Here is a 26,933-nt window from a genome sequence, read left to right on the forward strand (position 1 = left end):
TTTAAAAACGCAGCTTAGGCTTGAGTTAACCTTGCTGCGTTTAAAATTATTTAATATGGCTACTTTAACTACGGGTCTGACCGTTACCTGTAACCACATATTTTTCGGCAGTTAACGCCTCTAATCCCATAGGACCATAAGCATGCAACTTGCTGGTAGAGATGCCAATTTCAGCACCTAACCCTAATTCACCACCATCAGAAAATCGTGATGAACTATTGTGCATTACTACTGCTGAGTCAACTTGGCGAATAAAGCGCTCGGCATTGGCTTGATCTGCAGTACAGATTACTTCAGTGTGTTGGCTACCAAAACGGTCAATATGTTCCATAGCATGATCCATGTCATCGACAACACGAATAGCAATTTCCGGAGCCAAGTATTCTTGACCAAACTCATTTTCTTCAATTAACTGCGCTTGGTTAAAATAATCAATACTTTGCTTACAAGCATGAATAATCACATTATGTTCAGCTAAGGCTGCACTAGCTTTAGGTAAAAAATCAGCGGCAACGTGTTTATTTACTAATAAGGCTTCTAATGCATTACAGACACCTGGACGCTGTACTTTACCGTTTAACAGTAGCTTAAGCCCCATGTCTAAATCAGCACTTTGATCAATATATAAATGACAGACGCCTTTATAGTGCTGAATGACCGGTATCCGGCTATGTTCAGTCACAAAGCGAATTAAACCTTCACCACCGCGTGGGATCACTAAATCAATATATTCTTCTTGTTTTAATAGCCCTAACATTAAGTCGCGATCCGGATCCGGCACTATGCTAATAACTTCATCCGGCAACTTATGCTCGCGTAAGGCTTGTTGCATCGCTTTAGCTATAGCTAAGCTAGTTTGAATAGCTTCACGGCCACAGCGTAAAATAACAGCATTACCAGCTTTAAAACACAAGGCACCTGCATCGGCGGTCACATTAGGCCGCGCTTCATAAATCATGCAAATTACGCCTAAAGCAATACGGCGTTTTTCAATATTAATACCGTTAGGACGCTGCTCAATAAAACGTGTTTTACCAACAGGATCTTCCAGTGCAATAATTTGCTCAATAGCGCTTGCCATTGATTCAATGCGTTGTTCCGTTAAGGTTAAACGGTCTATCATTGCAGCACTGGTATCGTTGCTAACGGCAGTGGCAACTTCATCTTTATTCGCCGCTAAAATATCTGCTGTCGCTTCACGAAGATGATTCGCCATGCTTTGTAATACAAAATTCTTTTCTTCAGTGGTTAAATTAGCAACTGCTTTAGCTGCTTTTGCCGCTTTAGCAGCAATCATTGCTGCAACATCGGTACTCATACTCTCTCCAATAACATCATTTCGCTGCGGTGAATTACGGCATCACTTCCAGTAGGACAATAACCAATGCAAGACTCTATATCTCTACTTTGCTGTCCCTTAATCGAAAACAACTCACTCGCACTAAACCGAGTAACACCTTTAGCAATTTTTCGTTTACCATCAGCACAACGAATTAAAACTGCATCACCTGATTCAAATTCACCAGTAATATCAACAATACCACTACAAAGTAACGAGGCACCATGAGAGCGCAAGGCTTCAATACAACCATCGTCGACCCATATTTCGCCTTTAGAGCGTAAAGTATGTCGCACCCAGTGTTTTTTCGCTGACATCGGTACTTCTTGACCAAAGAAGATAGTGCCAGGGTTTTGCCCTGCCAATAGCTCAGAAAAACTATCTGCTTTATGGCCATCAATAATTAAGGTATCAATACCGTGTGCAGCCGCTTTTTCAGCCGCTTCAATTTTAGTGCGCATCCCACCGGTACCAACACTAGAAGTAGCGCCACCGGCTAATGCATAAATTTCTGGGGTAATAAGATCAACTTCAGTAATTAAGGTAGCGGTTGGGTCTTTATTTGGATCTGCTGTATATAAACCATCTACATCTGAGCAAATGATCAAGGCATCAGCATTGGATACTGTTGCTACCATAGCAGCTAAATTATCATTATCGCCGACTTTAATTTCTTCTGTCGCAATAGTGTCGTTTTCATTCACTATAGGCAAGACATCATGGTCTAATAACCGTTGTAAGGTGTTTTTTATATTGACATGGCGAACCCGATCACTCAAATCACCGTGGGTCAATAACACTTGCGCACAAGGAAAATCAAAACAGCGACTCCAAAAGTTCATTAATTCACTTTGGCCAACTGCTGCCATTGCTCGCTTTAATACTAGCGGCACACGTTGATGCTGAAAATTAAAATGATGACGTCCCGCGGCAACACTGCCAGACGAAACAAGAATGACTTCAACATCTTGAAGTCGACATTGCCGAATAAACTCAGCAATTGGACGTAAAAACTGCTCACTACAGCCCTGGTTTTCTGGCGCGATTAAAGCACTGCCAACTTTAAGCACTACTCGACGCCAGGATGGGTTAATCATAACTCCTCCATTGGTTGTTCCGAACGAATAATAACAAAATTGGTAACCAAGCACCACTGCAGACAAAGCAACTAACTATTAACAAAAACCCTTTCAGACACTATATAATTAAAAATCAATGAGTTAGACAAATTAAAAATAAAACTTATACTCACTATAGATTTTATGAATAGTAAGTTTATGTAATAAAATTACAGTTTAATTAAGCGAATTCTTTTATGCTATGAAAATAGCATTACTTGTTGCTGGCCAGATAACAGCACAGTTTTTTCAAACTGCAAACCAAGCTTTGACAGTAAATTAATTGAGGTCAGGTTACTAGCGTTCGTTAAACCTACTATTCTAGTTAAATTTAATTTGTGATAACCATACTGAAGCACAGCTTTTGCCGCTTCGGTTGCATAACCTTGCCCCCAGTATTGCGGCAATAAAGCAAAACCAATATCAGTTTCTTGCAAGTTTGACCTGTAGATTAAACCACAGATCCCCATAGGTTCAGCATTATCAACATGCTCGACTAAATACAAACCATAGCCATAAGTATGATAACTTTTCATAGGTCCATTTAATAAATAATCTAAAGCATCTTGTTCATTGCGCACACCACGATCGGCAATATTGTGTATAAACGAAGGCTCATTTAATAAATGCAATATGAACTGAGCATCTGCAACAGTCAGATGACGAATACGTAAACGCGGTGTTTCAGCAATAATCATAACTAGCCTAATAGTTAGATGAAAATAAAGCTTAGCATATATGGCAACGCAAATTATTCCTATAGATATAAGGAAATAATGGAGTGTTGAGTGGAGAAAAGTGGTCGGTGATGCAGGATTTGAACCTGCGACCCCTTGGACCCAAACCAAGTGCGCTACCAAGCTGCGCTAATCACCGACTATAAAGAAATGGGGTGGATGATGGGGTTCGAACCCACGACAACCGGAATCACAATCCGGGGCTCTACCAACTGAGCTACAACCACCATTGAAACTGTACTATTTATCTTTAAGCCTGTACAAAGTATAAAGCGCTAGTTATGGCGCGCCCGATAGGATTCGAACCTATGGCCTACGGCTTAGAAGGCCGTTGCTCTATCCGACTGAGCTACGGGCGCACAATCAAAACCTACCAAGCTCTTATACTTTATATCTTAAAGTGGTCGGTGATGCAGGATTTGAACCTGCGACCCCTTGGACCCAAACCAAGTGCGCTACCAAGCTGCGCTAATCACCGACATAATTGCACTGGGGCAACGGGGCAGAATATTACAGCCGCCCAAGCAAAGGGTCAAACCTTTTTTCACTTAAATCGGCCAACTGCCTATTATTTGAACCTATTGTCTAAAAAATCGCTGAAATAATGGGTTGGAGTTATGGTTAAGGCTATGCGAAAATAGCCTCATCAATTTAATACCGCCAGAGACCAGTTTTAGATGACAGCACAAATCATTGACGGCAAAGCCGTAGCACAAGCAACTAAAGATACTGTAGCAGCACAAGTTCGTGCTCGTGTAGCCGCAGGACGCCGCCCACCAGGATTAGCCGTAATATTAGTTGGTCTTGATGCCGCCTCACAAGTCTATGTTGAAAGCAAACGTAAAGCTTGTGAAGAAGTAGGTTTTCATTCTGTTTCTTACGACTTAGCCTCAGATACCACAGAGCAACAACTACTTGAGCTTATCGATACCCTTAATGCTGATAAAACAGTGGATGGTATATTAGTCCAGTTGCCTCTACCTGCGGGTATCGATGTATCTGCAGTATTAGAGCGTATTCACCCGCATAAAGACGTAGATGGCTTCCATCCTTACAATATAGGTCGTCTAACGCAACGTATGCCGGCCTTACGCTCTTGCACGCCTAAAGGCATTATGACGCTATTGCAAAGCACTGGCGTCAATATAAAAAGCATGGATGCAGTAGTTGTAGGTGCATCTAACATTGTTGGTAGACCTATGGCGCTAGAATTACTATTAGCCGGCTGCACTACCACAATTTGCCATAAATTCACCAAAAACCTCGAGCAACATGTTCGCCGAGCTGACTTATTAATTGTTGCAGTTGGTCGCGCAGAATTTATACCAGGAGATTGGATAAAACCGGGCGCCTTAGTTATTGATGTGGGTATTAACCGAATAGATAATGGCAAACTAGTTGGCGATATTGAATATGCTAAAGCAGCAGAGCGGGCCCGTTATATCACCCCCGTCCCTGGCGGTGTTGGCCCTATGACAGTAGCCAGTTTAATTGAAAACACTATAGAAGCTTGTCAGTTGTATCATGACTAAGCATCAAGAGGTTTCTATCAAATAAATAAAAACCGCCTTTCGGCGGTTTTTTTATTCTCTATTACTTAAAGCTATTATAACTTAGCGAAGTTAGCCTTTGCGCCAAGTTGTCACGCCATTTTTATCTTCTACGATAATACCTTTAGCTGTTAACGCAGCTCGTGCTGCATCTGCAGCCGGCCAGTCTTTCGCAGCACGCGCATCGTTACGCTGTGTTATCAACGCTTCAATTTCAGCCACATCATCATCTGAGGTACCTGACTGTAAAAACTGCTCTGGGTTACCTTGTAACAAACCTAACACACCAGCTAGCAGTTTTAACTCAGCCGCTAATTTTTTAGCTTTAGCCGGTTCCGCTTCTTTAAAACGATTTACCTCTCTAGCTAAGTCAAATAACACTGGCAACGCTTCTGGAGTATTAAAGTCATCATCCATAGCAGCTTTAAACTGAGCAATATAACTACTGTCCATATCAATAGACTCACTGGGCACAATATTACGTAATGCCGTGTATAAGCGGCCTAAAGCAGCATGGGCTTGTTCTAAGTTTTCAGCTGAATAATTAAGCTGGCTACGATAATGACTAGATAATAAAAAGTAACGAACTGATTCTGGGTTATAAGTAGCCAAAACATCTTTTACGGTAAAGAAATTGCCTAAGGATTTAGACATTTTTTCTTTATCTACTTGCACCATACCGGTATGGATCCAAGTATTAACGTACTTATGATCATGAGCACAAGTTGACTGGGCAATTTCATTCTCATGATGCGGGAACTGTAAGTCTGAACCACCACCATGGATATCAAAATGTTGGCCTAAATGTTTAGCACTCATTGCTGAGCATTCAATATGCCAACCTGGGCGGCCATCACCCCATGGCGATTGCCAAAATGGTTCACCCGGCTTTGCTGATTTCCATAGCACAAAGTCTAATGGATTTTGTTTATTGTCTGCCACTTCTACCCGTGAGCCAGATTGCAGCATCTCTAAATTCTGCTGACTTAATTCACCATAAGCTTTATATTTACTAACATCAAACAGCACGTCACCATCAGCTTCATAGGCATAGCCTTTAGCCATAAGCTGTTCAATCATAGCAATAATTTCTGCCATATGTGTAGTTACTCTTGGCTCAATATCCGCAGGCAACAAGCCTAACGCAGCAAAATCAGCATGCATAGCTTTAGTAAAGCGCGCGGTTAATGCATCACAGCTTTCGTTATTTTCTGCAGCGCGGTTAATAATTTTATCGTCTACATCAGTAATGTTACGCACATAAGTCACATCGTAACCAGAGAAACGTAAATAGCGATTAATAACATCAAAAGCGACATAAGTTCTAGCATGGCCAACATGACAGTAGTCATAAATTGTAATACCACAAACATAAAGCCCTACTTTCCCTGGCTCAATTGGAGTGAATAGTTGTTTTTTTCTAGTTAAGGTATTAAAGATATGTAACATTTTGTCCTCAAATTGGCTCTGTCTGGCCGAAAATATTATGGGTATTTATTTTTTAATAGTGTATCACTAGCACCCCTGCCTCGCTATCTTTGCTTTATGATTTGCGCCGGCTCAGGTAGAATATTGCAACTTACATTTAGGGGATATATTTATGATCAGCTTACATACCAACTATGGCGTTATTAAATTACAACTTTTTGCCGATAAAGCACCCATTACTGTCGAAAATTTTACTAGTTATGTAAAAGATGGCTTTTACGATAATACAATTTTCCACCGTGTTATTGACGGTTTTATGATCCAAGGCGGTGGTTTTACTGCTGACATGAACCAGAAAAAAGCTAAGGCTCCTATTAAGAATGAAGCTAACAACAAAGTCGCCAATAAAAAAGGCACTATTGCCATGGCCCGTACTAATGATCCGCATTCAGCTTCAAACCAGTTTTTTATCAACGTTGGCGATAACGACTTCTTAAACCATAGCTCTGAAACCAGCTCAGGCTGGGGTTATTGCGTATTCGGTGAAGTGGTTGAAGGTATGGATGTCGTTGACAGCATTAAGAAAGTAGCAACAGGCAATTCAAATGGCCATGCTGATGTGCCTGTTAAGCCCGTTATTATAGAAAAAGCGGTTCTTGAAGCCTAACTCTGAATATCATGCAGCCTCAACCTAGTACACCACATTCGCTTTTTATTGCCGATATTCATTTATCGGCACAGCGGCCTGATATTACAACGGCTTTTATGCAGTTTTTGCAAACCACCGCGGTAAAGGCTGAGGCGCTATATATTTTAGGCGATTTATTTGATGTATGGATTGGCGATGATAATCCCGAGCCACTAATCGCAAAAGTCGCCACGGCACTTAAGCAACTGAGTGATAATGGCACTCAGTTGTTTTTTATTCATGGTAACCGTGACTTCTTCTTACGCCAAGCTTATGCCAAACGTTGTGGTATGACACTATTACCACCAGAGCAGGTTATAGATTTATATGGCACGCCTACGCTTATTATGCATGGTGATAGCCTTTGCACTTTAGATATTGCCTATCAAAAGTTTCGTAAATGGTGGAACCAGCCTTGGTGGCAGTTTATTATGCTTAATTTACCTTTAAAGTTGCGCCAGCATTTAGCCAAACAAGCACGCTTACGCAGCGCTAAACATAAGCAGCAATATAATAATAACAATCAACAACAGATCATGGATGTTACCCCAGAGGAAGTCATACATGTTATGCAACAAGCTAAAGTGAATAAGTTAATTCATGGTCATACCCACCGCCCTGCTGTGCATCAGATCGCGCTAAATGGTCAAACTGGCCAACGCTATGTACTAGGTGACTGGTATAGCCAAAGTAGTTATTTATTGGTTAGCGCAGAGCAGTGGCAGTTACATTTCACGCCATTAACCGACTAATTAGCTATTTATGCCGTTGCTCATTTACTAGCACTAATTTAAATTTAAGGGGATTGTTTTGCAGTCGTTACTTACACCTATTAATAACTTTTTACACTGCACTACACCAGACTCTTGGATAGACGCTGCTCGTAAGCCAGAAAATCTAGCTGTATTACTCACCGATCACTTAGTCTGCGAATTAAAAGCAGCACAATCGGCTATGTATTTAATTCGCCGCTATGTCGTAGATGAACAAAGCAGCACTGCCCTATTGCAATGGCTAAAACCTTATGAAGATTATACTTATCGCCAACAAGGTGACTGGACAAAATTGGCCGATATAAAGCTGAAAAAATCTATGCTACCAAAAGCTGATTCAAACTATGGTCAAGAATTAGTTGATAAAATGGTGTTGCTAATTAAAGAAGAGCTACACCATTTTTATCAAGTATTAGAAATGATGCAACATTATGGCATAACCTATGACAAGATCACTTCCAGTCGCTATGCCAGAGGCATGTTGCGCCATGTCAGTACTTATGAACCCAACGCCCTTATTGATAAGTTAATTTGTGGTGCTTATATTGAGGCTCGCTCTTGTGAGCGTTTTGCTAAAATAGCGCCTTTTTTAGATAAGCCTCTAGCAGATTTTTATATCTCTCTTTTACGCTCTGAAGCCCGTCATTTTGAGGATTACTTACAATTAGCCACTAAAATAGCCGGTACTGACATTAGCGAGCGAATACATTTTTTTGGTGTTGTAGAAGCAGATCTTATATTAAGTATAGATGACGAGTTTCGCTTTCATTCCGGCTCACCAGTATAATTATTGCACTGTTCACTTGACGAACTGCTGAATATTGGTCATAACTGATACAAGGATCATAGAACTGATCTGGTCGTATTAGGAAGTGACAAGGATAATAATTATGATATTGAATCACTTATGGGGTCTATATGCGCATCCAAAGCAAGAATGGCATTCCATAGATACACGACATGAAAGTTTTCGTTACAGCATAATCCATATTATGTTAATTGCACTAATTCCTGCCTTATGCGCTTATTATTCGGCGGTTTACTTAGGCTGGAGCATTGGCGCAGGCGAGCGTATTATCTTAACAGAAGAAAGTGCCAGAATTATGGCAATTGGCATGTATGTTGCGCTTATAGCAGGTGTATTTGCTTTAAGCTTTATTGCAAACTGGATGGCCATTACCTTTGGTGCTAAACCCAGTTATACCCAAACTCTTGAACTAGCAGCTTATACTGCAACGCCAATGTTTATGGTAGGTTTTGCCGGTTTATATCCAGAGTTATGGGTTGTAGTAGTAGCAGGTTTAGTAGGATTAACTTATTCCGTCTACTTACTCTATGTGGGTGTGCCTATTATTATGCATATTCCAGAGGATCGTGGTTTTGTTTATGCTAGCTCAGTGGTAACAGCCGGTTTAGTGTTATTAGTCTGTATTTTGGCTGGCACTGCTATTTTATGGAGTAATGGTTTAGGTCCCGCTTTCTCCCATTAATTTACAATTATAAATAACAAAAAGGCAGTCACTTCAGAAGCGACTGCCTTTTTTACTTAAGCTAACTTTTTCTAGCCTTCGTTATACATTTCTAAATTAGTTGCCATAGCCGCATCAGCTTTCGCTTTAGCATCATTGCTACGTAATTGCTCTAAACGATTTAAATAGTTCTGATCAATGTCATTAGTTACATAGTTACCATCAAACACTGAGGTATCAAATCGTTTAATGTCGGGATTACCTATACGAACTGCTTCTATTAAATCAGGTAAGGATTGAAAAATAAGCCCATCAGCACCGATAATATTACAAATACTATCAACGTCATGACCATGTGCAATCAATTCGTTTGCCGATGGCATGTCAATACCATAAACATTAGGGAAACGCACCTCAGGAGCTGCAGAGGCAAAATAAACCTTTTTAGCACCAGCCTCACGGGCCATATCAATAATCTGCTTAGACGTTGTGCCACGTACAATAGAGTCATCGACTAATAAAACATTTTTACCTTTAAACTCTTGCCAGATAGCATTCAATTTACGTTTAACCGACTTTTTACGCGCTTCTTGACCTGGCATAATAAAAGTACGGCCAATATAGCGATTTTTGACATAGCCTTGACGATAAGGCAAATCTAAAACGGTGGCTATTTTTAATGCCGTATCAGTACTTGTTTCAGGAATAGGGATCACAACATCAATATCTAAATGCCCCCATTCACGTTTAATTTTTTCACCTAAAACTGCGCCCATTGCCACCCGTGATGCATAAACCGAGATATTATCTATAGTTGAGTCTGGGCGAGCAAAATAAACATATTCAAAAATACAAGGCGTATAACTTGGGTTCTCTGCACATTGGAAAGTATGCAGCTCACCTTCTTGAGTAATATAAACCGCTTCACCTGGAGAAACATCACGCATCACAGTATAACCATCAGCATCTAAAGCGACACTTTCTGATGCGACCATATACTCAGTACCTAGTTCGGTTTCACGCTTGCCCATCACTAAAGGCCTGATGCCATTAGGATCTCTAAAAGCTAATAAGCCATGACCAATAATTAAGGCAACAGCGGCATAGGCTCCACGAATTTTACGGTGTACATTAGCCACAGCTCTAAAAATATGCTCGGGTTGTAACTGCATAACTCCGGTATTTTGTAACTCATGGGCCAAGACATTTAATAAAATTTCAGAATCAGAGGTAGTGTTTATATGACGTTTAGCTATCCGAAAAATATCATCAACTAATAAGTGAGAATTAGTTAAGTTGCCATTATGAGCTAAAGCGATACCAAAGGGGCTATTCACATAAAAAGGCTGAGCCTCAGCAATACTTGATGAACCAGCCGTAGGATAACGCACATGGCCCAAACCAATATTGCCGGCTAAACGTTGCATATGCCGCATTTCAAACACATCTTTTACTAAGCCATTAGCTTTACGTAATTTTAGTGTATTATTGCTATCTATTGTAACAATACCCGCAGCATCTTGACCGCGGTGTTGTAACACCGTTAGGCCATCATATAGGGCTTGATTTACAGGATACTTTCCGACAATACCGACAACACCACACATTGAATTTTCCTCGCCCGTATTAAGGCTGTTGCATAAAACTAGAGTGATCCTGAATATAACTAAAGAACCACTCAATGATAAAACCAAACTCAGGGATTAAAGTTGAGGCCTGCCACCATCCAGCCTTAGCTGCTGGCGTAAAGGCATCCATAAAAAACAATACGGCACTAACAATTAACACCCCACGTAAAGCACCGAATACTAAGCCTAAAACCCGATCAGTACCCGATAAACCTGTGGTCTGTACTAACTTACTAATAACATAATTAATAATTGCGCCTACAATTAAACTGCTGATAAACAAAATAGCAATAGCTGAAGCATTTCGTATTGTGGGCTCGGACATAGACGTGAGTAAGCTGGCTAAGTGAGGATAATATTGGCTGGCAATAAAAAAAGCCAAGATCCAAACCCCAAGAGAGATGGCTTCTTTGACAAACCCCCTAACGAGACTAATCACAGAAGATAATGCTATAACTGCCAAAATGGCAAAATCAACCCAAACCATTTTCTACCAAAGGTTGTTAGACGACGGTATATATTCTAACAAAGCTAAGCACTGCTTGGCTAATTATTTTCTGTCGGTTGGTAATTAACTATTCGCAAGTTATCAATACCCGCTATTTGTTGTAACTTTGGTAACTGCTGCTCTAAGCGTTCTTTTTTTAACTCTGGTCCTACTAATACACTAGTCAGTTCTAGGCCATTACTATTAGTTACTGTGCGCATATAAGTGACAAAGCCTGCTTGACGTAATTTAAGCATCAACTCATTAGCATTCTGTTGTTTGCTAAAACTACCGACACTTACCACCCATGCAGCTTCAGTTAAAGCAGCATTATGCAAATTATTATTACTGTTACTGGGCACTGTGACTTGAGCATATTCTTGTACAGGCAATTGTTCTGTTTGTGATTCTTCAACTATAGCCTGATCAACTATAGGCTCATCTACCACTTCATTGGCTATTTCTGCCCGCACAGTTGCCATAGATTGTGATTCAATAGCTTGCTGATTAGGTACGGCAGCAAACTCTGGCCGAGCTGGGATCACTTTAAAATCATCTTTAACAACTTGTTTTTCACCATCGAGTAAATCTGGCAAAAAAATCACACCTACTAAGACTAAAATAATAGTACCTAACAAGCGGTGTTTAAATCCGGCTGTCATATTGCCTCCTCAAAATCTGACAATACAGCTGACACTGTGACAAAAGAGCCAAACACAACAAGTAAGTCTTCTGCCTGTAACTGCTGCCTTAACTGCTTAAATGTACTAATTACATCATGGTGTTGGATTATTTCTACGCCTGCTTCAGGTAAAGCTTGCTTTAACTGCTGTGCAGAAGCTCCTCTGCCACAAGGCAAAGTAGCAAGATGCCACTGATTCATTATGGGTAACAAAGGTAATAAAGTATTGGTAATATCTTTATCTTTTAGCATTCCTACCAAAGCAATAATCCGCTTATATTTTGCAGTAAGTGGCCTTAGTTGCTGAGCCAAGTATTGTGCTGATTGCGGATTATGCGCAACATCAAGTATAATTGCAGGCTGCCGCTGTAACCACTGCATCCGGCCCAATAAACAAATGTTTTTTATTTCTTGCTCAAGCATGGCAGCTGAAGGTAAGCGCTGTAATTGCTGTAATATAGCTAAGCTACAAGCTAGATTCTGCACTGGAATAGCTGGTAGTGGTAAGTCGCTATAACTATCATCCCCGCTGTGCCAACTCCAACTCTGCTCTTGCGCGGTATAGCCATAATCTGTATTGACTATTTTTGTAACACAATTAAGCTCTTTGGCATAACTTAATATTGAAGGTGGTATGGCTAACTCACCAATGATTGCTATCGAGTCAGGTCTAAAAATCCCCGCCTTTTCTCGGCCTATTATATTGCGATCATTGCCTAACCAATCTTGATGATCTAAATCAATAGTTGTAATAACACTTATATCTGGATGAATAATATTAGTCGCATCTAAGCGCCCACCTAAGCCTACTTCAATGATGCAATAATCAACCTTAGCTTGGCGTAATAAATAAAATGCGACTAAAGTAGTAAACTCAAAATAGGTTAATCCTAGCTCACCACGAAGCTGTTCAACATAAGCAAAAGCGTCAACCCAATCGCTGGCAGGAACATCTTGATCATTAATCCGTAAGCGTTCATTAAAATGTAGTAAATGCGGAGAGCTATAGACTCCGACTGAAGCGCCTTGGGCCAACAATAACTGCTCTACACAACGAGCCGTGGTCCCTTTGCCATTAGTGCCAGCAATCAACACTTTTTTACCCGGCAACTGCTGCAATTGCCCTTTACTGGCAACGGTGGCAACGCGATCAAGTCCTAGCTCAATATTATCTATTGGATGACTTTGTTCTATATAACAAAGCCAATCGTCCAGTGTCTGGCACGATTGGCTATTTAAGATGCGAGTTGACATAAATCTTTAAGCGACATCTATATCTGAATCTGGAGCGGGAAGCTGCATAAATTTAGCAACAAGCCTGGCAATTGTATCGCGCATTTCTCGGCGGTCAACAATCATGTCTATTGCACCATGTTCCAATAAGAACTCGCTACGCTGAAAACCTTCAGGTAGTTTCTCTCGAACTGTCTGCTCTATAACTCGAGGACCAGCAAAACCTATTAAAGCCTTAGGCTCACCAATATTAACATCACCTAACATCGCTAAGCTTGCTGAAACACCACCCATAGTAGGATCAGTTAACACCGAAAAATAAGGTAAGCCCTGTTCGGTTAACTTAGCTAAAGCTGCACTGGTTTTAGCCATTTGCATTAATGAAAATAAAGCTTCCTGCATCCGAGCACCGCCACTGGCAGAGAAACAGACAAAAGGAACTTTATGTTTTAAGGCATGCTCTACACCAGCAACAAACTTAGCGCCAACCACAGAAGCCATAGAGCCGCCCATAAACTCAAACTCAAATGAAGCAGCCACTATTGGCATATCTTTTAAAGTACCATGCATAACAATCATGGCATCTTTTTCGTTAGTTTGCTTTTGTGCAGCTACTAAACGATCTTTATAACGTTTGCTATCTTTGAACTTAAGTAAATCTTGTGGTTCTAGATCTGCGGCTAACTCTTGACCTGTATTAGGATCTAAGAAATCATTTAAACGCGTTCTTGCTGACACCCGCATATGATGATCACATTTTGGACAAACACCAAGGTTTCGCTCTAAATCGGCACGATATAATACAGCGTCACAAGAATTACATTTAGTCCAGACACCCTCAGGTATATTTCGACGAGAAGAAGATGAAGATGTTCTAGGCAAGATTTTTTCTAACCAACTCATAACTGATTCCTATAGCTAACTACCAAGAAAACTCGATAGTAAAAACGTTAAACACGTCGAAAATTCGATATACATTGTGTATTAAAGCACAAAACCACCAAGACAAGACATAAATAACTGGTCTTAGTAGTGATTATTAGGCGGGTAAAAACAAGGGGCCGCCTGCTGATGCTGGAATAGCAAATTGTTCGGGATAATCAACATCCACGAGATAGAGTCCACCGGGTTTGGCTGTTGCTGCAGCTAAACTACGGTCTTTCTCTGCTAATAATTCACCAAGCCATTCTGGTGGCCGCAGTTGCATTCCGACTTCAAGCAAACACCCAGCAATATTTCTAACCATATGATGTAAAAAAGCATTAGCTTTAATATCTATAACTATATAGTCATTATGCCGACTAATATTTAGATGATGTACATTCCTAACCGGCGTCCTAGACTGGCAATACAAGGCTCTAAATGAACTAAAGTCATGCTCTCCCAATAAGTACTTTGCTGCCTGCTGCATTAAGTCGGTATCTAGCTTTTGATGATAATGACTTAAGCCTGCGCGTAAAATAGCAGGCCGATATTTATGATTATAAATAATATAACGATAACGGCGCGCTGTTGCACTAAAACGAGCATGAAACTCTGTAGATACAGGCTGAGACCATCTTACCGAAATAGCATCTGGTAACTGTGAGTTAGTGCCCATTACCCAGGATTTATTATCTCTTAATACTGGGCTATCAAAGTGGACTACTTGGCCTGTTGCATGAACACCAGCATCAGTCCGACCTGCACAAAATACCTCTATTGGCTGATTGGCAATTTTTGATAATGCTGTTTCTAACTCTTGTTGGACACTGTTTACATGCCGCTGCCGTTGCCAACCATAAAATGTTGCGCCGTCATATTCAACACCTAATGCAATCCGCATATTTACCTCATGTATTTTAACGCGGCGATTATAGCGCAGAACTTAATTTTATACAGTCGTTCGCAATAAGCATGAATATTTTTTAGCTCTAATTTAAGACTTTAATGCTTTAGCTTCACTTTTTACGTGTGCTGGTGCATCTGACTCTAAAATTGCAGTCAGTATTTGCTCAGCATTTTCTGGGTCTTCCATTTCAATATAAGCCCGAGCTAAATCTAATTTTGCGGCATAACCATTGTCATCTTTATCAACATCGTACTCTTGTTGCTTGCCAATTACATCTGCAAACTCATCTAAACCCACATCAACATTAAGGTTGTTAAAACGTTCGGGGTTAGTTTCTTGTTGTTCAGCAGTCGAAGCTAATAGTTTATCTATTTCAACAAAGTCATCATCAGTAAAATCAAAATCATTATTTGCTACCGGTTTAAGCTTGGCAATATCGTCATGCTCTAGTGCAAACTCAGGGCTATCAGAGTTTGTTAACTCAACATTGCCAGCAATAGCTTCTAACTCTCCCATCAAAGAGTCAAACTGGTGCTCGGCTAATGGGTCTAACTCAATAGCCTCATCATTTTCTTGTTGAACCGCCTCAGCACTTAAAACCGCTGGCGATAAAGAGTCAATATCAAGTGAGAAATCATCTTCTGCTAAGTCTAAATCGGGGTATTGCTCTAACATTTCGCTAGGATTTTCTACAGACAAAGTCGCATCAGTCACTGATGTTACCGAGTTATCATCTGAAGTAGATAAATCAGGCGCCTGCTCCTGTGCTAGGCTTTCTGCAAACTCATCTAAACTTGTGCTATCAAACTCAAAAATATCATCAGCATCATTTTCGGTAAAATTAGCGTCAGTCTCTAAATCCATAGTTAGAGCTGGTTCTAATTCAGGATCTAGCTTATTTGTTTCTGCACTTATAGCTTTAACTAAAGAGTCTTCTGCAAGCTCAAACTGATTTAAAGCAGAAGTTAACTCTTGCTCTTGCTCAGTTACGCTATCAGTATCATCAGCTAAGTCTATCGCTACAACTTCAACATCATTTTCAAAGTCGGCTAAGTCTGTATCTACTTCTTTATCAATTTCGCCTTTATTGTCTACAGCTAGAGTATTTTCGTCGGTTAAAGCAAACTCCTCATTTACACTCGCCTGGTCATTGCTTTGGCTTAAGCCATCTTCAGCAAATGCCTGCTCAATCAAATCTGCATCTGACACTTCCGTTATAGGCTGTTCAGCAGCATCATCCATAAGAGATTGTTCGATTAGAGATAACTCGTCTTCAGCGCTAGTTTCAGTACTGGCTAAGTCATCAGTTAATTCATCTACAAAGTCTAAGTCTTCTATAGTATCAAGCTCATCAGTTACCGATTCTTTATCATCAGCTGGCTCGATAATAGTTTCATCTTCATCTTCATCTTCATCTTCATCTTCAGCCAATAATAAAGCCGAAATATCAGTGTCAGACAATATTTGATCAGGATCAAAGGGCTCATCTTCGATGTCTGTTGGTTCATTATCAATAGGCTCAGGTAATGGGCTATCATCATGCAATAACTCATCATCAAAATCTAACAATTCATCATCTATACTGGCCGTGGGTTGCATATCACTAAACTCATCGGCTGCTATATCTTCCTGAGTAATAGGTTCTTCTAATAAGGCTTCGTCTAATTCAAATAAGCTTTCATCAATATCATCATTATCATCTAAAGGCGGTAAAGGTGATTGGTAACTCGGATCGGGTGTATTTGCTAAGTTAACTGAATTTACCACTGCCTCAGTTTCCTTACCACGACGTTTAATAATCAATAAAATGCTAAACAAGACTAATAAAGCAGGAATACTTGCAGCTAGAACCCAAGATAATGGATTTTTAAGTACATCTTGCCAATTAAAATCTTGATTAACCTTTGCTGCAAGCTCAGCATTAACTCGTAGCAAGTCAGCTTGCTGTGCTATTAAGCTAGCTAACTGCTGCTGTAATTCATTATCTTGACTAAGCTGGTCTCTAAGCTTTTCTAGTTCAACTTCAATTGCAGTTAAGCTGGTTTTTAACCGTTCATTTTCAAGCTCTAATGTTTGCACTTGTTGTATCGAATATTCAAAGTCGCTACGCATAGCCGCTAATTGTTCGCGCTGCTGCTGTGCAGTTTGCTGTAATTCTTGTTGCCAAGCTACCGAAACCGGCTCTGTAGTAACAACTTGTTGCTGCTGTGTAGATTGCTGTACTGCTATTTTGGCCGTTTGTTGTCGCCGTGCCCACGCTATATCATCTTGCTCTGCTTTTTGCTTGGCTAGATTGATGTCAACTTGTGTTACTTCGCGAAGCGACGGTACTTTTAATATTGCTCTGGGTTTTAAATGATTTAAATTATTGTCTAAAAATGCATCCGGATTCTTTTGGTACAAGGCATACATTACTTGATATAAACTAACATTAGCATTTGGCTTCAACCGCTCGGCAACTCGCCATAGCGTATCGTTGGCGCCTAACGGGCCTATCGTTGCTTGTTGCGCTAAGCTATCTGTGCTTCGCGGCCCACGGATTTGTACATTATCTTCCTGCGCCAGCAAAGGTGACGAAAAATTGACAAGCACAGCAAAAAACACAACAAATAACATCGGCATTGATATCCCCTAGCCTACTTTGGCTGCTTTTTGTAATAACTAACTGTAATACTACCTACATAGATAAAAGCCAAGCAATTTATGCTCCAACTTTATTTTTCACTAATAAATTAGCATTAGATAATATCGTATTAGGTATTAAAACAACAAGCTAAGTAAATTATTGCTGCTTAGCCTGTATTTAGTATAGATAAAAAATTGGCTCCCTAAGGAGCCAATTTAAATACTATGACCTGAAGTTAATAAATACAGCTATAAATACTCACTAATTAATAGTTCAGCAATTTGAATGCTATTTGTTGCTGCTCCTTTACGAATATTGTCGGCTACTATCCATAAATTAATACCATTTTCATATGAGATATCTTGGCGAATTCTGCCAACAAAAACCTCATCTTGGCCACTTCCACTACATACTTGAGTTGGAAACTCTTCATTATTTTCAATTAACACTATGCCTGGACTATTAGCTAATAAAGCTTTAACTTCATCAGCACTAATTGGCATCCGCGTTTCAAGATGTACCGCTTCAGCGTGGCCATAAAAAACCGGTACTCTCACCGCTGTTGCATTAACAGCTATATGATCATCAGCAAAAATCTTCTGGGTTTCCCAGTGCATTTTCATTTCTTCTTTGGTGTAACCGTTATCCATAAATTCATCTATTTGTGGAATAACATTAAAGGCAATTTGCCTAGCAAATTTCCCCTCTTTTTCAATCGGGCGGCCATTCATTAACTGTGCCGTTTCATGCGCTAAAGCCTCAACAGCATCTTGTCCTGCCCCACTAACTGATTGATAAGTTGCTACGTTCACTCGGCTAATACCTACCGCATCATAAATAGGTTTAAGTGCCACTAACATTTGAATGGTTGAACAATTTGGATTTGCGATAATATTGCGGTTTCTATAATCGGCTAAAGCCTGCGGGTTAACCTCTGGCACCACTAATGGAATATCAGGCTCATAACGATAATGTGAGGTATTATCAATAACAATACAGCCTGCTTCTGCCGCTATAGGCGCATATTGCGCTGACACATTGCCACCAGCTGAAAAGAAAGCAATATGGGCTTGTGACCAATCAAATTGATCAGCATTTTGTACCTTAATGCTTTTTCCTTTAAAACTAATGGTCTCACCCGCAGAGCGACTACTGGCTAAAGGATATAACCTATCTACCGGAAAACCGCGCTCTTCTAATAATTCAATTATTAGCTTACCTACTAATCCTGTTGCACCTAACACAGCAACATTAAATTGCGACGCCATGACTGCTCCTCTTTAATTATTGTTCCTGGCTAAAACCTAATTGTAATAACCAATTCGGCACCGCAGTACCACTAAGCTGTAATGAGCTAAATTCTCGTCTTGCTGGATAGTTTTTCCGGATCCAGTCAAAACCTTTATCCGTGAGTGAATGACGAAATGTCGCATCATCACGTGACACATCATATAACAACTTTGCTAAATTTTGGACATCTGGAACCCCAAAACTTGGGGTTATCTGTACTTTCTCAATTGCAGGCGAGGCTAAAAAATCAGCTAAACTATGCTTAGGCTGCAAGCCTAGCTGCTGGCATAGTGCAAGGTACAGCATTTCTGTTCCTCTGGCTTTACCTTCTATACTATGACCAGCAATATGAGCGCTCGCAATATCAGCATAAGGCACTAAGGCCATTAAAATGTCCGGCTCATCTTCCCATACATCTAGTACCAGCGGCCTTTTCTTACCTTGCTCGGCTAAAGCCTCTGCTTCAGCTAAAAGCGCTTTATTATCTATAATTCCACCACGAGCAGCATTAATAATGGCACAGTCTGGTTTAAGCATGGCTAAGGTTTTAGCATTTAATAAATGCTCGGTAGCGAAGTCACCATCGCGCTGCAAAGGAGTATGAAAACTAATTATATCGACTTGCTGACATAGACTATTAAAATCAACTGCCTCAAAGTCAGGCCCAGGGAAACTAGGCTCTTGCTGCTGCCGCAACGGATCGCATACTAGTACCTTAGCGCCGAGTAACTTTAAGCTTTTTGCCAAACGGCTACCAATATTACCAACACCGACAACCCCAATTGTTTTTTGCTGCAGTTGCCATTGATAACGCTCGGCTAAAAACCACAGACTACTTAATACATATTCAACGACCGACTGGGCATTACACCCTGGCGCATTAGTAAAGGGGATCTGACGTTTGGCTAAATAGCTTTGATCAATATGCTCTAAGCCTATAGTTGCCGTGCCAACAAAGGTTAAGTCGGAGTTAGTCTGCAATAAGACTTGATCCACCTGTGTTACCGAACGAACCAGTAATACTTCAGCCTCTGATAACTGCTCCGCTGTTACATTACGGCCATCAAACAAGGTAACCAGGCCTAAATCAGAGAAAAACTGCTGAACTAAAGGCATGTTTTCATCAGCAAAAATGCGCATGGTGACTCCAGTTTAGTGTTTAGTTGTGAGTGCTTAGTTGTGAGTGCTTAGTTGTCAGTTATTAACAGCAGTGACTTGTTGCCTATGGCAACAGTGACAAGTAACTAGCTTCATACTGAAGCAGTGACGAATAATAGAGATACACTCGTCACTTTTTAGCTAGTTGAGAAATTTGTTTAGCTATTATTAGCTAAAAACTCGGCGCGAGTGCGACCATCGTCTTTAAAAATGCCGCCTAAGGCTGTGGTTTGGGTTTTTGAATTTACATCCATAACACCACGAGACTTAACGCAGTAATGAACTGCTTCCATTGTTACAGCAACATTATCTGTTTCTAATAAGGTTTGTAGGGCGACTAATACTTGCTGAGTTAAGCGCTCTTGTACTTGCGGGCGTTGCGCAAAAAATCTAACAATACGGTTTATTTTCGATAAACCAATAATGCGGCCACTTGGAATATAGGCAACAGTGGCATAGCCATCTATAGTGACAAAATGATGTTCGCAAGTACTGGTAAAGCTAATTTCTTTCACTTTAATCATTTCAGACACTTGCATCTTGTTATCAATCAGTGACATTTTTGGAAAGTTAGCATAGTTTAAGCCACCAAAAATTTCATCAACATACATCTTCGCTATTCGATGCGGTGTTTCATTTAGGCTGTCATCATTTAAATCTAAACCTAAGGTGCTGACAACTTCAGACATTAACTGTCTAACTTTAGTGTACTTTTCATCACGTGATAAACCATTATTTAACATCGGAGTTTCTAAACCACGACTAATTAAGGTATCACGCACTAACTCTGCTTCTTTTGATAACATAACGAATTCCAAATCACCTCAGGTACAGCAATACAAAGCAAAAAGCTAAACGGTTTACAAAAGCACAAAACCATTTAGCCTATTAATCACCATGCTAATTGATGGTTACATTATTGCACTAATGCTAACGCTTCTAATAGCTCTCTTGGTTCAACTTCAGGACCATTTAAGCTTTCGTCCCAGTCAGTGCCAATTAACACACCATCATCATACATTTCTTTTAACCAACCATCACAAAATACATCTAATGGAATAGCTTCTGGCTTATATACCGACCATTCTTCAGAACAATGCGCCAATGCAGCGGCTTCATCAGACCAAAATGGCATAACGTCAGTATCTTCAAACTCAACCGATTCAACAACAAGTAAATCTTCACCTTCAGCCAACACATAAACCACGCCATGGGTTTTAGCTTGTTCGACAAAGCGTAAAAAAGTAGGATCTTGCGCAAACTGACTCATATTAACCTTCTTGTGTGCAACTTTTTAATGGCCACTATTAGACCAGAAAACAGGCTATAAAAGCGAGTGATATCTCATCTTCTTGGCTTTATGTTAGCAATACTTATTCAAAGTAGCACATTCAAGCTTAATAACCGTGCTATTGCTAAAAACCTAGTCACAAGCCACAGCGGCATATCTTTCATTCTTTGTTGAAAATGGCGTACAATCACAGCCACCTATTGACTCTATTTAGAATAAATAAATCATGGCCCAATATATCTACTCCATGCATCGTGTCTCCAAGGTAGTTCCTCCTAAGCGCACGATTTTAAAAGACATTTCTTTATCCTTTTTTCCTGGCGCAAAAATTGGCGTCTTAGGTTTAAACGGAGCGGGTAAATCAACCTTACTACGGATCATGGCCGGGGTTGATACCGAATTTGAAGGTGAAGCAAGACCGCTTGCAGGTACCAAAATAGGTTACTTACCACAAGAGCCACAACTAGATCCGCAAAAAACAGTTCGTGAAATTGTTGAAGAAGCCGTAGCGGATGTTAAAGAGGCATTAAACCGCTTAGATCAAGTCTATGCCGCTTATGCTGAAGAAAACGCCGACTTTGATGCCTTAGCCAAAGAGCAAGGCGAACTAGAAGCTTTAATTCAAGCCAAAGAAGGTCATAATTTAGATAATACCTTAGAGCGTGCAGCAGATGCATTACGCTTGCCGCCTTGGGATGCAAAAATTGAGCATTTATCTGGTGGTGAACGCCGCCGAGTAGCCATTTGCCGCTTGTTACTAGAGCGCCCAGATATGCTGTTACTAGACGAACCAACTAACCACTTAGATGCCGAATCTGTTGCATGGTTAGAGCGTTTCTTACACGACTATCCAGGCACTGTTGTGGCCATAACCCATGACCGTTACTTCTTAGACAACGTTGCCGGCTGGATTTTAGAGCTAGACCGTGGTTATGGTATTCCGTGGGAAGGTAACTATTCTTCTTGGCTAGAGCAAAAAGATGCTCGCTTACAGCAAGAAGAAAAAGCCGAAAATGCCCGTCAGCGCTCTATCCAACAAGAATTAGAGTGGGTACGCACTAACCCTAAAGGCCGTCATGCTAAGAGTAAAGCTAGGATGGCACGCTTTGAAGAACTGCAAAGCCAAGATTTTCAAAAACGAAATGAAACTAATGAGCTCTATATTCCACCAGGACCACGTTTAGGCGACAAGGTTTTGGAAGTAAATAATCTGCGCAAGTCATTTGGTCAGCGCTTATTAATTGATGATTTAAGCTTTAGTATCCCTAAAGGCGCTATTGTCGGTATTATTGGCCCTAACGGTGCCGGTAAATCTACTCTATTTAAAATGATTACAGGCACTGAACAGCCAGACTCAGGTGAAATAGTCGTTGGCGAAACCGTTCACATTGCCAGTGTTGAGCAGTTCCGCGATAGTATGAACCCTAAAAATACGGTATGGCAAGAAATCTCTGGTGGCCAAGATATTCTACAAATTGGCACCTATCAGATCCCAAGCCGCGCCTATGTTGGTCGCTTTAACTTTAAAGGCAATGATCAACAGAAGTTTATTGGTGACTTATCAGGTGGTGAGCGCAACCGAGTTCATTTAGCAGCGCTATTAAAAGCTGGCGGCAATATGTTGTTACTCGATGAGCCAACCAACGACTTAGACGTCGAAACCTTACGTGCCTTAGAGAACGCCATTTTAGACTTCCCAGGCTGTGCTATGGTTATCTCGCATGACCGTTGGTTTTTAGACCGTATCGCCACTCATATTTTAGATTACCGCGATGAAGGTAAAGTGAACTTCTTTGAAGGTAACTATTCAGATTATGAAGCTTGGCTTAAAGCCACTTATGGCGCCGCAGCCTTAGAGCCACATAGAATTAAATATAAGAGAATTTAGTTAACTGTTTAGCGCAACGCTAAGTTTTCTTAGCGTTAAAATAAAAAGCCACACTACTGTACTGATATAAATAACCTGTACAACTAGCGTGGCTTTTTTACTGCTTTACGTCACTCAGTTCAAATGCATTTATTTAGTTTGCACCATAGTGCTTAATGCTAATGCTTTACCTACTTTTCCTAATAAGTGGTTAATTCTACGCATTTGATTTTGACGTAAAACAAGATTTTTTGTCGCTATTGGTTGAACTGTTTTAGATGCTGTTGTATTGATTGCTGTGTTTAAAGTAGTCATAAATACCTCGATAAAAGTGCGCTGCAGTTAAGATGGCTCTATTATGCCTATTTTTCAGTCAACCCACCAACGAGATAAACTAGCCCTAACCCATTAGAAAAACTAATGCAAGCATTCATTTAATATTCATATTATCAAAAAATCCTCTAAATATTAATATCTAACTATGCAGCAACAACCGTACCTATGCAAAATAATCACTTAAATATGCAAATTAAAATGAATAAAAACATCTGACACTGCATAACTAGGCTTTACTGACTTTTGGGCTTTGAATTTTTATTAATTAAATTTTCTTATGAAAACTTAACTGATAAATCTAGGTTATTACCTTGGAATTGTTTTGGCTAGTCGGCCATAAAATTACTCTTATAATACTAGTTTTAGTTTCAGTGTTTATTCTGTTAGATTGAACCAACTAACAAGTAAATAAGTCGATTATTCAATTTATGTCCTTACCCTATTCCGCAGAGTTCAGACTTAATCACCTAGTTCATACTGCTTTGAGCAATTGCGCTGATATTACAGCTGAAGCATCCCCTATTTTATGCTTACATGGCTGGTTAGATAACGCTGCTAGCTTTATCCCTTTAGCGCATGCATTCTCCCAGTTACCTGACTTAGCAAAGTTACCATTATTAGCATTTGAATTTGCTGGTCATGGCCATTCAGCACATCGCAGTGCAGACAGCCATTACCATTTTGTTGATTGGGTTGATGATTTAGCTAGTTTATGTTTGCAGCAAGGCTGGCAAGGCTTAACTATTATTGGCCATTCCATGGGAGGGATGATTGCTACCGCCTTAGCAGCTAGTTTTCCGGAATTAGTTTCTCGCCTTATTCTTATTGATAGCATGGGATTAATTAATGAAAGCGCAGCAAAAGCGGCCGAGCAATTACGAATAGGGATCAGCTCACGGCAGCGTTATCGAAAACCTCGCAAGTTAAATTATAAAGATCTAAACCAAGCAACAGAGGCGCGCCAAGCGCAAAGCGACTTTAGTTTGCATGAAGCCAAGCTACTTAGCCAGCGTGGCTGTATAACACATGCTAAAGGGGTAAGTTGGCGTGCAGATATGCGTTTACGTCATATCTCCTTGTATCGTTATACACCAGAACAAGCTAGTGCCATTATTAGCGCAGTACAATGCCCTGTATTAGCTATAATAGCTACTGATAGTAAATACTATAGCGATTTTCAGCAAGGAGCTAGCCTTTACCAAAAGCTTAAATTAGTGACTCAACAAGGGGGCCATCACTGTCATATGACCCAGCCTGAGCAAGTCGCGGCTAGTATTAGTGAGTTTGTTAGTGGTGAGTGGTGAGTGGTGAGTGGTGAGTACAAAAAAACCGGCTTGTTACACAGCCGGTTTTTTTGTTTAAATTTTTTTAACTACGCTTTTAATACACTTGCCACTGATGCGGCAAAGTAATCAATATTGCTATGATTTAAGCCTGCTATGCTAACTCGGCTTGAATCGACCATATAGATACTGTACTTATCTCTTAACTGAGCAATTTGCGGTTTAGTTAAGCCTAAAAAGCTAAACATACCATGCTGACGAGTAATAAAACTAAAGTCTTGCTCTACACCTTCTGCTGTTAGCTTGTCGATAATAAGTTGTCTATAACTATTAATGCGATTACGCATATCGGCTAACTCTTGATGCCATAAAGCGGTTAATTCTGTACTATCTAAAATATGGCTTACTACTATAGCACCATGCGCTGGAGGCATAGAGTAAATACTACGCACCACACTTAATAAGTTAGTTTTAACATTCTGCACTTGGCCACTGTTTTGCGCCATTATCGTGATAGCACCAATCCTATCTCGATATAAACCAAAGTTTTTTGAACATGAACTACACAAAATAAGCTCAGGTACAGCATCAGCTAAATGGCGTAAACCAGCCGCGTCTTGATCTAAACCAGCACCAAATCCTTGATAAGCCATATCAACTAAAGGGGTAAAGCCACGTTCTTGTGCTATTTGGGTAAAGCGCTGCCATTGAGCAAAGTTTAAGTCCATACCGCTTGGGTTATGACAACAAGCATGCACTAACACCACATCTCCGGCGGGGATTTTGGCTAAATCAGCAAACATCGCCTCTTCATTCAAACCACGGGTGTTGTAATCGTAATAGGCATATTCTTTTACTTTTAAGCCAGCAGATTCAAATAAAGAAATATGGTTAGCCCAAGTAGGTGTAGTGACCCACACTGTGGCGTTAGGGTTAGCACGCTTAATAAACTCAGCCGCTACACGTAAAGCTCCGGTTCCACCTGGTGTATGCGCTGTGGTTAAGCGATTAGCTAATAAGGCTTTATGGCTAGCACCAAAAGCTAATTTCTCCATATGTAGATTAAAGCTTAAATCACCCGCCATACCAATATAGGTTTTACTATCTTCTTGCTTTAACCGTAAACTTTCAGCCTGTTTTACACAGTTAAGTACTGCAGTATGACCTTGTTCATCTTTATAGACACCAACACCTAAATCAACTTTATTCGGATTAGGATCTTCTTTATACGCTGCCATTAAACCTAAAATGGGATCAGTGGCTACGGCTTTTAAATCAGCAAACATAATGTTCTACCTAGGGTTAAATGAATGATAACAACTGAAGTTAAGGCAAGTACTGTGGCACTGTAATACAAATTGCCACTAGTAACGCAATGGCGTCAGTAGTAAAAACGTTATTATTAAAATCTTCGGCATCAATAATACCCACTATTTTGCCTGATTGGTCAAATAAGGGCAAACAGGCTTCAGCATTTACTTTAGGATCACAAGTATAATATTCACCACCGCTTGCTACATAGTCTGCAACGTTATTAATAATCTTTGCTATACCGGATAAGCCAACAGTACTATTATTACTGTGTTTAGCAAATTCTGCATTTAATGGAAACTCAGCTCGTGATGCGGCACCGTAGTATGCTAACTTAACTAATACCTTATCACCTTGTGAGTTAAGTCTGGCTTGGTAAATACCAAACCAATCTAAGCCTGATTGTTGCTGATAATAATTGGTTAATGCCTGTAGTTTAGAAAGCGCTTGTTCCGTCTGCGCAGAATTGTCAGGTAAAATATGAGTTAAGTCATAAGGCTCAGGTTGTAATTGAGCAAAAATAGAACAAGCCCCACCCTCACCTAACTCTGGGACTTGATACTGCCATCTTAAATTATCTACCGTATGTTTGGTTAAAAACTGTTGCATAGCCAGCTGATATTGTCTAACTAAAGGCGCAATGCCCTTAACTAAATCAGCATAATTTACAAGTAAACCACTTAGCTGCAAATAGTCTGCAACGAGATCTTGTTTACTGCCAGAGCTTGTGTCGATTGCAAAAACATTTTCGTTCAATTTTAGCCATCCAGCTATCTGAATTAGGTGCTATATTCTAGCAGAAGCCGTT

25 protein-coding genes and 4 tRNA genes are annotated in these 26,933 nt (G+C 40.2%); 7 read left to right on the forward strand and 22 right to left on the reverse strand.

From position 1 onward, the window contains the following. Positions 1-64 precede the first annotated feature (64 nt). The 7 genes from RDV63_RS10985 to RDV63_RS11015 all read right to left on the reverse strand — a co-directional run bounded on the left by RDV63_RS10985 (position 65) and on the right by RDV63_RS11015 (position 3,672). Positions 65-1,318 (reverse strand): glutamate-5-semialdehyde dehydrogenase, encoded by a 1,254-nt coding sequence (locus tag RDV63_RS10985; RefSeq protein ID WP_313909549.1) that lies wholly within the window; start codon positions 1,316-1,318, stop codon positions 65-67. Next, positions 1,315-2,436: a glutamate 5-kinase gene (proB, locus tag RDV63_RS10990; RefSeq protein ID WP_313909550.1), complete on the reverse strand. Its 1,122-nt coding sequence runs from the start codon at positions 2,434-2,436 to the stop codon at positions 1,315-1,317. Before proB ends, RDV63_RS10985 begins: the two co-directional genes overlap by 4 nt. Before the next feature lie 221 nt (positions 2,437-2,657). Next, positions 2,658-3,155, reverse strand: a complete 498-nt coding sequence (locus RDV63_RS10995; protein ID WP_313909551.1) for a GNAT family N-acetyltransferase — start codon at positions 3,153-3,155, stop codon at positions 2,658-2,660. A 101-nt stretch (positions 3,156-3,256) separates the two neighbouring features. Beyond that, positions 3,257-3,333 (reverse strand) — tRNA-Pro (locus tag RDV63_RS11000). A 12-nt stretch (positions 3,334-3,345) separates the two neighbouring features. Continuing rightward, positions 3,346-3,421 (reverse strand) — tRNA-His (locus RDV63_RS11005). A 55-nt stretch (positions 3,422-3,476) separates the two neighbouring features. Next, positions 3,477-3,553: transfer RNA gene (locus tag RDV63_RS11010), tRNA-Arg, on the reverse strand. Positions 3,554-3,595: 42 nt separating this feature from the next. Further along, positions 3,596-3,672 (reverse strand) — tRNA-Pro (locus tag RDV63_RS11015). Between the two features lie 199 nt (positions 3,673-3,871). Here RDV63_RS11015 and folD point away from each other — a divergent pair. Continuing rightward, entirely contained in the window at positions 3,872-4,726 is an 855-nt protein-coding gene (gene folD, locus RDV63_RS11020) for a bifunctional methylenetetrahydrofolate dehydrogenase/methenyltetrahydrofolate cyclohydrolase FolD (RefSeq protein WP_313909552.1), read from the forward strand. A gap of 90 nt (positions 4,727-4,816) precedes the next feature. On the opposite strand, the gene cysS is transcribed toward folD, so the two are convergent. Next, entirely contained in the window at positions 4,817-6,193 is a 1,377-nt protein-coding gene (gene cysS / locus RDV63_RS11025; protein ID WP_313909553.1) for a cysteine--tRNA ligase, read from the reverse strand. 151 nt (positions 6,194-6,344) lie between these two features. On the opposite strand from cysS, the gene RDV63_RS11030 reads away from it, so the two are divergent. From RDV63_RS11030 to RDV63_RS11045, 4 genes are all read left to right on the forward strand, one after another. Continuing rightward, positions 6,345-6,839, forward strand: a complete 495-nt coding sequence (locus RDV63_RS11030) for a peptidylprolyl isomerase (protein WP_313909554.1) — start codon at positions 6,345-6,347, stop codon at positions 6,837-6,839. Positions 6,840-6,850: 11 nt separating this feature from the next. Further along, positions 6,851-7,612 carry a UDP-2,3-diacylglucosamine diphosphatase gene (locus RDV63_RS11035; RefSeq protein WP_313909555.1) on the forward strand — a complete coding sequence of 254 codons (762 nt, stop codon included), beginning with the start codon at positions 6,851-6,853 and terminating at the stop codon, positions 7,610-7,612. 58 nt (positions 7,613-7,670) lie between these two features. Then, positions 7,671-8,420 carry a tRNA isopentenyl-2-thiomethyl-A-37 hydroxylase MiaE gene (miaE, locus tag RDV63_RS11040; RefSeq protein ID WP_313909556.1) on the forward strand — a complete coding sequence of 250 codons (750 nt, stop codon included), beginning with the start codon at positions 7,671-7,673 and terminating at the stop codon, positions 8,418-8,420. Between the two features lie 103 nt (positions 8,421-8,523). Beyond that, the gene (locus RDV63_RS11045; protein WP_313909557.1) at positions 8,524-9,123 is read left to right on the forward strand and encodes a Yip1 family protein; all 600 of its coding nucleotides are present in this window, start codon (positions 8,524-8,526) and stop codon (positions 9,121-9,123) included. Between the two features lie 71 nt (positions 9,124-9,194). On the opposite strand, the gene purF is transcribed toward RDV63_RS11045, so the two are convergent. The 11 genes from purF to RDV63_RS11100 form a co-directional block, all read right to left on the reverse strand. Next, complete coding sequence (gene purF / locus RDV63_RS11050; protein WP_313909558.1) at positions 9,195-10,709, reverse strand: amidophosphoribosyltransferase; 1,515 nt, start codon at positions 10,707-10,709, stop codon at positions 9,195-9,197. A gap of 19 nt (positions 10,710-10,728) precedes the next feature. Then, positions 10,729-11,217 (reverse strand): CvpA family protein, encoded by a 489-nt coding sequence (locus tag RDV63_RS11055; RefSeq protein ID WP_313909559.1) that lies wholly within the window; start codon positions 11,215-11,217, stop codon positions 10,729-10,731. 59 nt (positions 11,218-11,276) lie between these two features. Continuing rightward, on the reverse strand, positions 11,277-11,879 hold the full coding sequence (locus tag RDV63_RS11060) for an SPOR domain-containing protein (protein ID WP_313909560.1): 603 nt from the start codon (positions 11,877-11,879) through the stop codon (positions 11,277-11,279). Then, positions 11,876-13,153, reverse strand: a complete 1,278-nt coding sequence (gene folC, locus RDV63_RS11065; RefSeq protein WP_313909561.1) for a bifunctional tetrahydrofolate synthase/dihydrofolate synthase — start codon at positions 13,151-13,153, stop codon at positions 11,876-11,878. The genes RDV63_RS11060 and folC overlap by 4 nt, the downstream gene beginning before the upstream one ends. A 6-nt stretch (positions 13,154-13,159) precedes the next feature. Beyond that, on the reverse strand, positions 13,160-14,035 hold the full coding sequence (gene accD, locus RDV63_RS11070) for an acetyl-CoA carboxylase, carboxyltransferase subunit beta (protein WP_313909562.1): 876 nt from the start codon (positions 14,033-14,035) through the stop codon (positions 13,160-13,162). Positions 14,036-14,171: 136 nt separating this feature from the next. Further along, complete coding sequence (gene truA / locus RDV63_RS11075; RefSeq protein WP_313909563.1) at positions 14,172-14,957, reverse strand: tRNA pseudouridine(38-40) synthase TruA; 786 nt, start codon at positions 14,955-14,957, stop codon at positions 14,172-14,174. A gap of 93 nt (positions 14,958-15,050) precedes the next feature. Further along, positions 15,051-17,585: a FimV/HubP family polar landmark protein gene (locus tag RDV63_RS11080; protein WP_313909564.1), complete on the reverse strand. Its 2,535-nt coding sequence runs from the start codon at positions 17,583-17,585 to the stop codon at positions 15,051-15,053. 252 nt (positions 17,586-17,837) lie between these two features. Next, positions 17,838-18,857, reverse strand: coding sequence for an aspartate-semialdehyde dehydrogenase (locus RDV63_RS11085; protein WP_313909565.1), 1,020 nt, complete (start codon positions 18,855-18,857; stop codon positions 17,838-17,840). A 16-nt stretch (positions 18,858-18,873) separates the two neighbouring features. Continuing rightward, positions 18,874-20,019, reverse strand: a complete 1,146-nt coding sequence (locus RDV63_RS11090) for a 4-phosphoerythronate dehydrogenase (RefSeq protein WP_313909566.1) — start codon at positions 20,017-20,019, stop codon at positions 18,874-18,876. A 176-nt stretch (positions 20,020-20,195) separates the two neighbouring features. After that, positions 20,196-20,843: a GTP cyclohydrolase I FolE gene (gene folE, locus RDV63_RS11095; protein WP_313909567.1), complete on the reverse strand. Its 648-nt coding sequence runs from the start codon at positions 20,841-20,843 to the stop codon at positions 20,196-20,198. 110 nt (positions 20,844-20,953) lie between these two features. Next, complete coding sequence (locus tag RDV63_RS11100) at positions 20,954-21,307, reverse strand: DUF2750 domain-containing protein (RefSeq protein ID WP_313909568.1); 354 nt, start codon at positions 21,305-21,307, stop codon at positions 20,954-20,956. 247 nt (positions 21,308-21,554) lie between these two features. On the opposite strand from RDV63_RS11100, the gene ettA reads away from it, so the two are divergent. Then, positions 21,555-23,216, forward strand: a complete 1,662-nt coding sequence (gene ettA / locus RDV63_RS11105; protein WP_313909569.1) for an energy-dependent translational throttle protein EttA — start codon at positions 21,555-21,557, stop codon at positions 23,214-23,216. A 129-nt stretch (positions 23,217-23,345) separates the two neighbouring features. On the opposite strand, the gene RDV63_RS11110 is transcribed toward ettA, so the two are convergent. Further along, positions 23,346-23,510 (reverse strand): hypothetical protein, encoded by a 165-nt coding sequence (locus tag RDV63_RS11110; protein WP_313909570.1) that lies wholly within the window; start codon positions 23,508-23,510, stop codon positions 23,346-23,348. A gap of 503 nt (positions 23,511-24,013) precedes the next feature. On the opposite strand from RDV63_RS11110, the gene RDV63_RS11115 reads away from it, so the two are divergent. Beyond that, positions 24,014-24,835, forward strand: coding sequence for an alpha/beta hydrolase (locus RDV63_RS11115; RefSeq protein ID WP_313909571.1), 822 nt, complete (start codon positions 24,014-24,016; stop codon positions 24,833-24,835). Positions 24,836-24,903: 68 nt separating this feature from the next. Here RDV63_RS11115 and RDV63_RS11120 read toward each other — a convergent pair whose 3' ends face one another. Beyond that, entirely contained in the window at positions 24,904-26,100 is a 1,197-nt protein-coding gene (locus RDV63_RS11120) for an amino acid aminotransferase (protein ID WP_313909572.1), read from the reverse strand. 40 nt (positions 26,101-26,140) lie between these two features. Next, positions 26,141-26,881 (reverse strand): histidine kinase, encoded by a 741-nt coding sequence (locus RDV63_RS11125; protein WP_313909573.1) that lies wholly within the window; start codon positions 26,879-26,881, stop codon positions 26,141-26,143. Positions 26,882-26,933: the final 52 nt, after the last annotated feature.

The sequence above is a fragment of the Rheinheimera sp. MMS21-TC3 genome, from assembly GCF_032229285.1.
Lineage (GTDB): Bacteria > Pseudomonadota > Gammaproteobacteria > Enterobacterales > Alteromonadaceae > Alishewanella.

Coding starts and splice junctions, on each gene's coding strand:
- RDV63_RS10985 (WP_313909549.1), bottom strand. CDS start 1,318: ATGAGTACCGATGTTGCAGCAATGATTGCTGCTAAAGCGGCAAAAGCA.
- proB (WP_313909550.1), bottom strand. CDS start 2,436: ATGATTAACCCATCCTGGCGTCGAGTAGTGCTTAAAGTTGGCAGTGCT.
- RDV63_RS10995 (WP_313909551.1), bottom strand. CDS start 3,155: ATGATTATTGCTGAAACACCGCGTTTACGTATTCGTCATCTGACTGTT.
- folD (WP_313909552.1), top strand. CDS start 3,872: ATGACAGCACAAATCATTGACGGCAAAGCCGTAGCACAAGCAACTAAA.
- cysS (WP_313909553.1), bottom strand. CDS start 6,193: ATGTTACATATCTTTAATACCTTAACTAGAAAAAAACAACTATTCACT.
- RDV63_RS11030 (WP_313909554.1), top strand. CDS start 6,345: ATGATCAGCTTACATACCAACTATGGCGTTATTAAATTACAACTTTTT.
- RDV63_RS11035 (WP_313909555.1), top strand. CDS start 6,851: ATGCAGCCTCAACCTAGTACACCACATTCGCTTTTTATTGCCGATATT.
- RDV63_RS11045 (WP_313909557.1), top strand. CDS start 8,524: ATGATATTGAATCACTTATGGGGTCTATATGCGCATCCAAAGCAAGAA.
- purF (WP_313909558.1), bottom strand. CDS start 10,709: ATGTGTGGTGTTGTCGGTATTGTCGGAAAGTATCCTGTAAATCAAGCC.
- RDV63_RS11055 (WP_313909559.1), bottom strand. CDS start 11,217: ATGGTTTGGGTTGATTTTGCCATTTTGGCAGTTATAGCATTATCTTCT.
- RDV63_RS11060 (WP_313909560.1), bottom strand. CDS start 11,879: ATGACAGCCGGATTTAAACACCGCTTGTTAGGTACTATTATTTTAGTC.
- folC (WP_313909561.1), bottom strand. CDS start 13,153: ATGTCAACTCGCATCTTAAATAGCCAATCGTGCCAGACACTGGACGAT.
- accD (WP_313909562.1), bottom strand. CDS start 14,035: ATGAGTTGGTTAGAAAAAATCTTGCCTAGAACATCTTCATCTTCTTCT.
- truA (WP_313909563.1), bottom strand. CDS start 14,957: ATGCGGATTGCATTAGGTGTTGAATATGACGGCGCAACATTTTATGGT.
- RDV63_RS11080 (WP_313909564.1), bottom strand. CDS start 17,585: ATGCCGATGTTATTTGTTGTGTTTTTTGCTGTGCTTGTCAATTTTTCG.
- RDV63_RS11085 (WP_313909565.1), bottom strand. CDS start 18,857: ATGGCGTCGCAATTTAATGTTGCTGTGTTAGGTGCAACAGGATTAGTA.
- RDV63_RS11090 (WP_313909566.1), bottom strand. CDS start 20,019: ATGCGCATTTTTGCTGATGAAAACATGCCTTTAGTTCAGCAGTTTTTC.
- folE (WP_313909567.1), bottom strand. CDS start 20,843: ATGTTATCAAAAGAAGCAGAGTTAGTGCGTGATACCTTAATTAGTCGT.
- RDV63_RS11100 (WP_313909568.1), bottom strand. CDS start 21,307: ATGAGTCAGTTTGCGCAAGATCCTACTTTTTTACGCTTTGTCGAACAA.
- ettA (WP_313909569.1), top strand. CDS start 21,555: ATGGCCCAATATATCTACTCCATGCATCGTGTCTCCAAGGTAGTTCCT.
- RDV63_RS11110 (WP_313909570.1), bottom strand. CDS start 23,510: ATGACTACTTTAAACACAGCAATCAATACAACAGCATCTAAAACAGTT.
- RDV63_RS11120 (WP_313909572.1), bottom strand. CDS start 26,100: ATGTTTGCTGATTTAAAAGCCGTAGCCACTGATCCCATTTTAGGTTTA.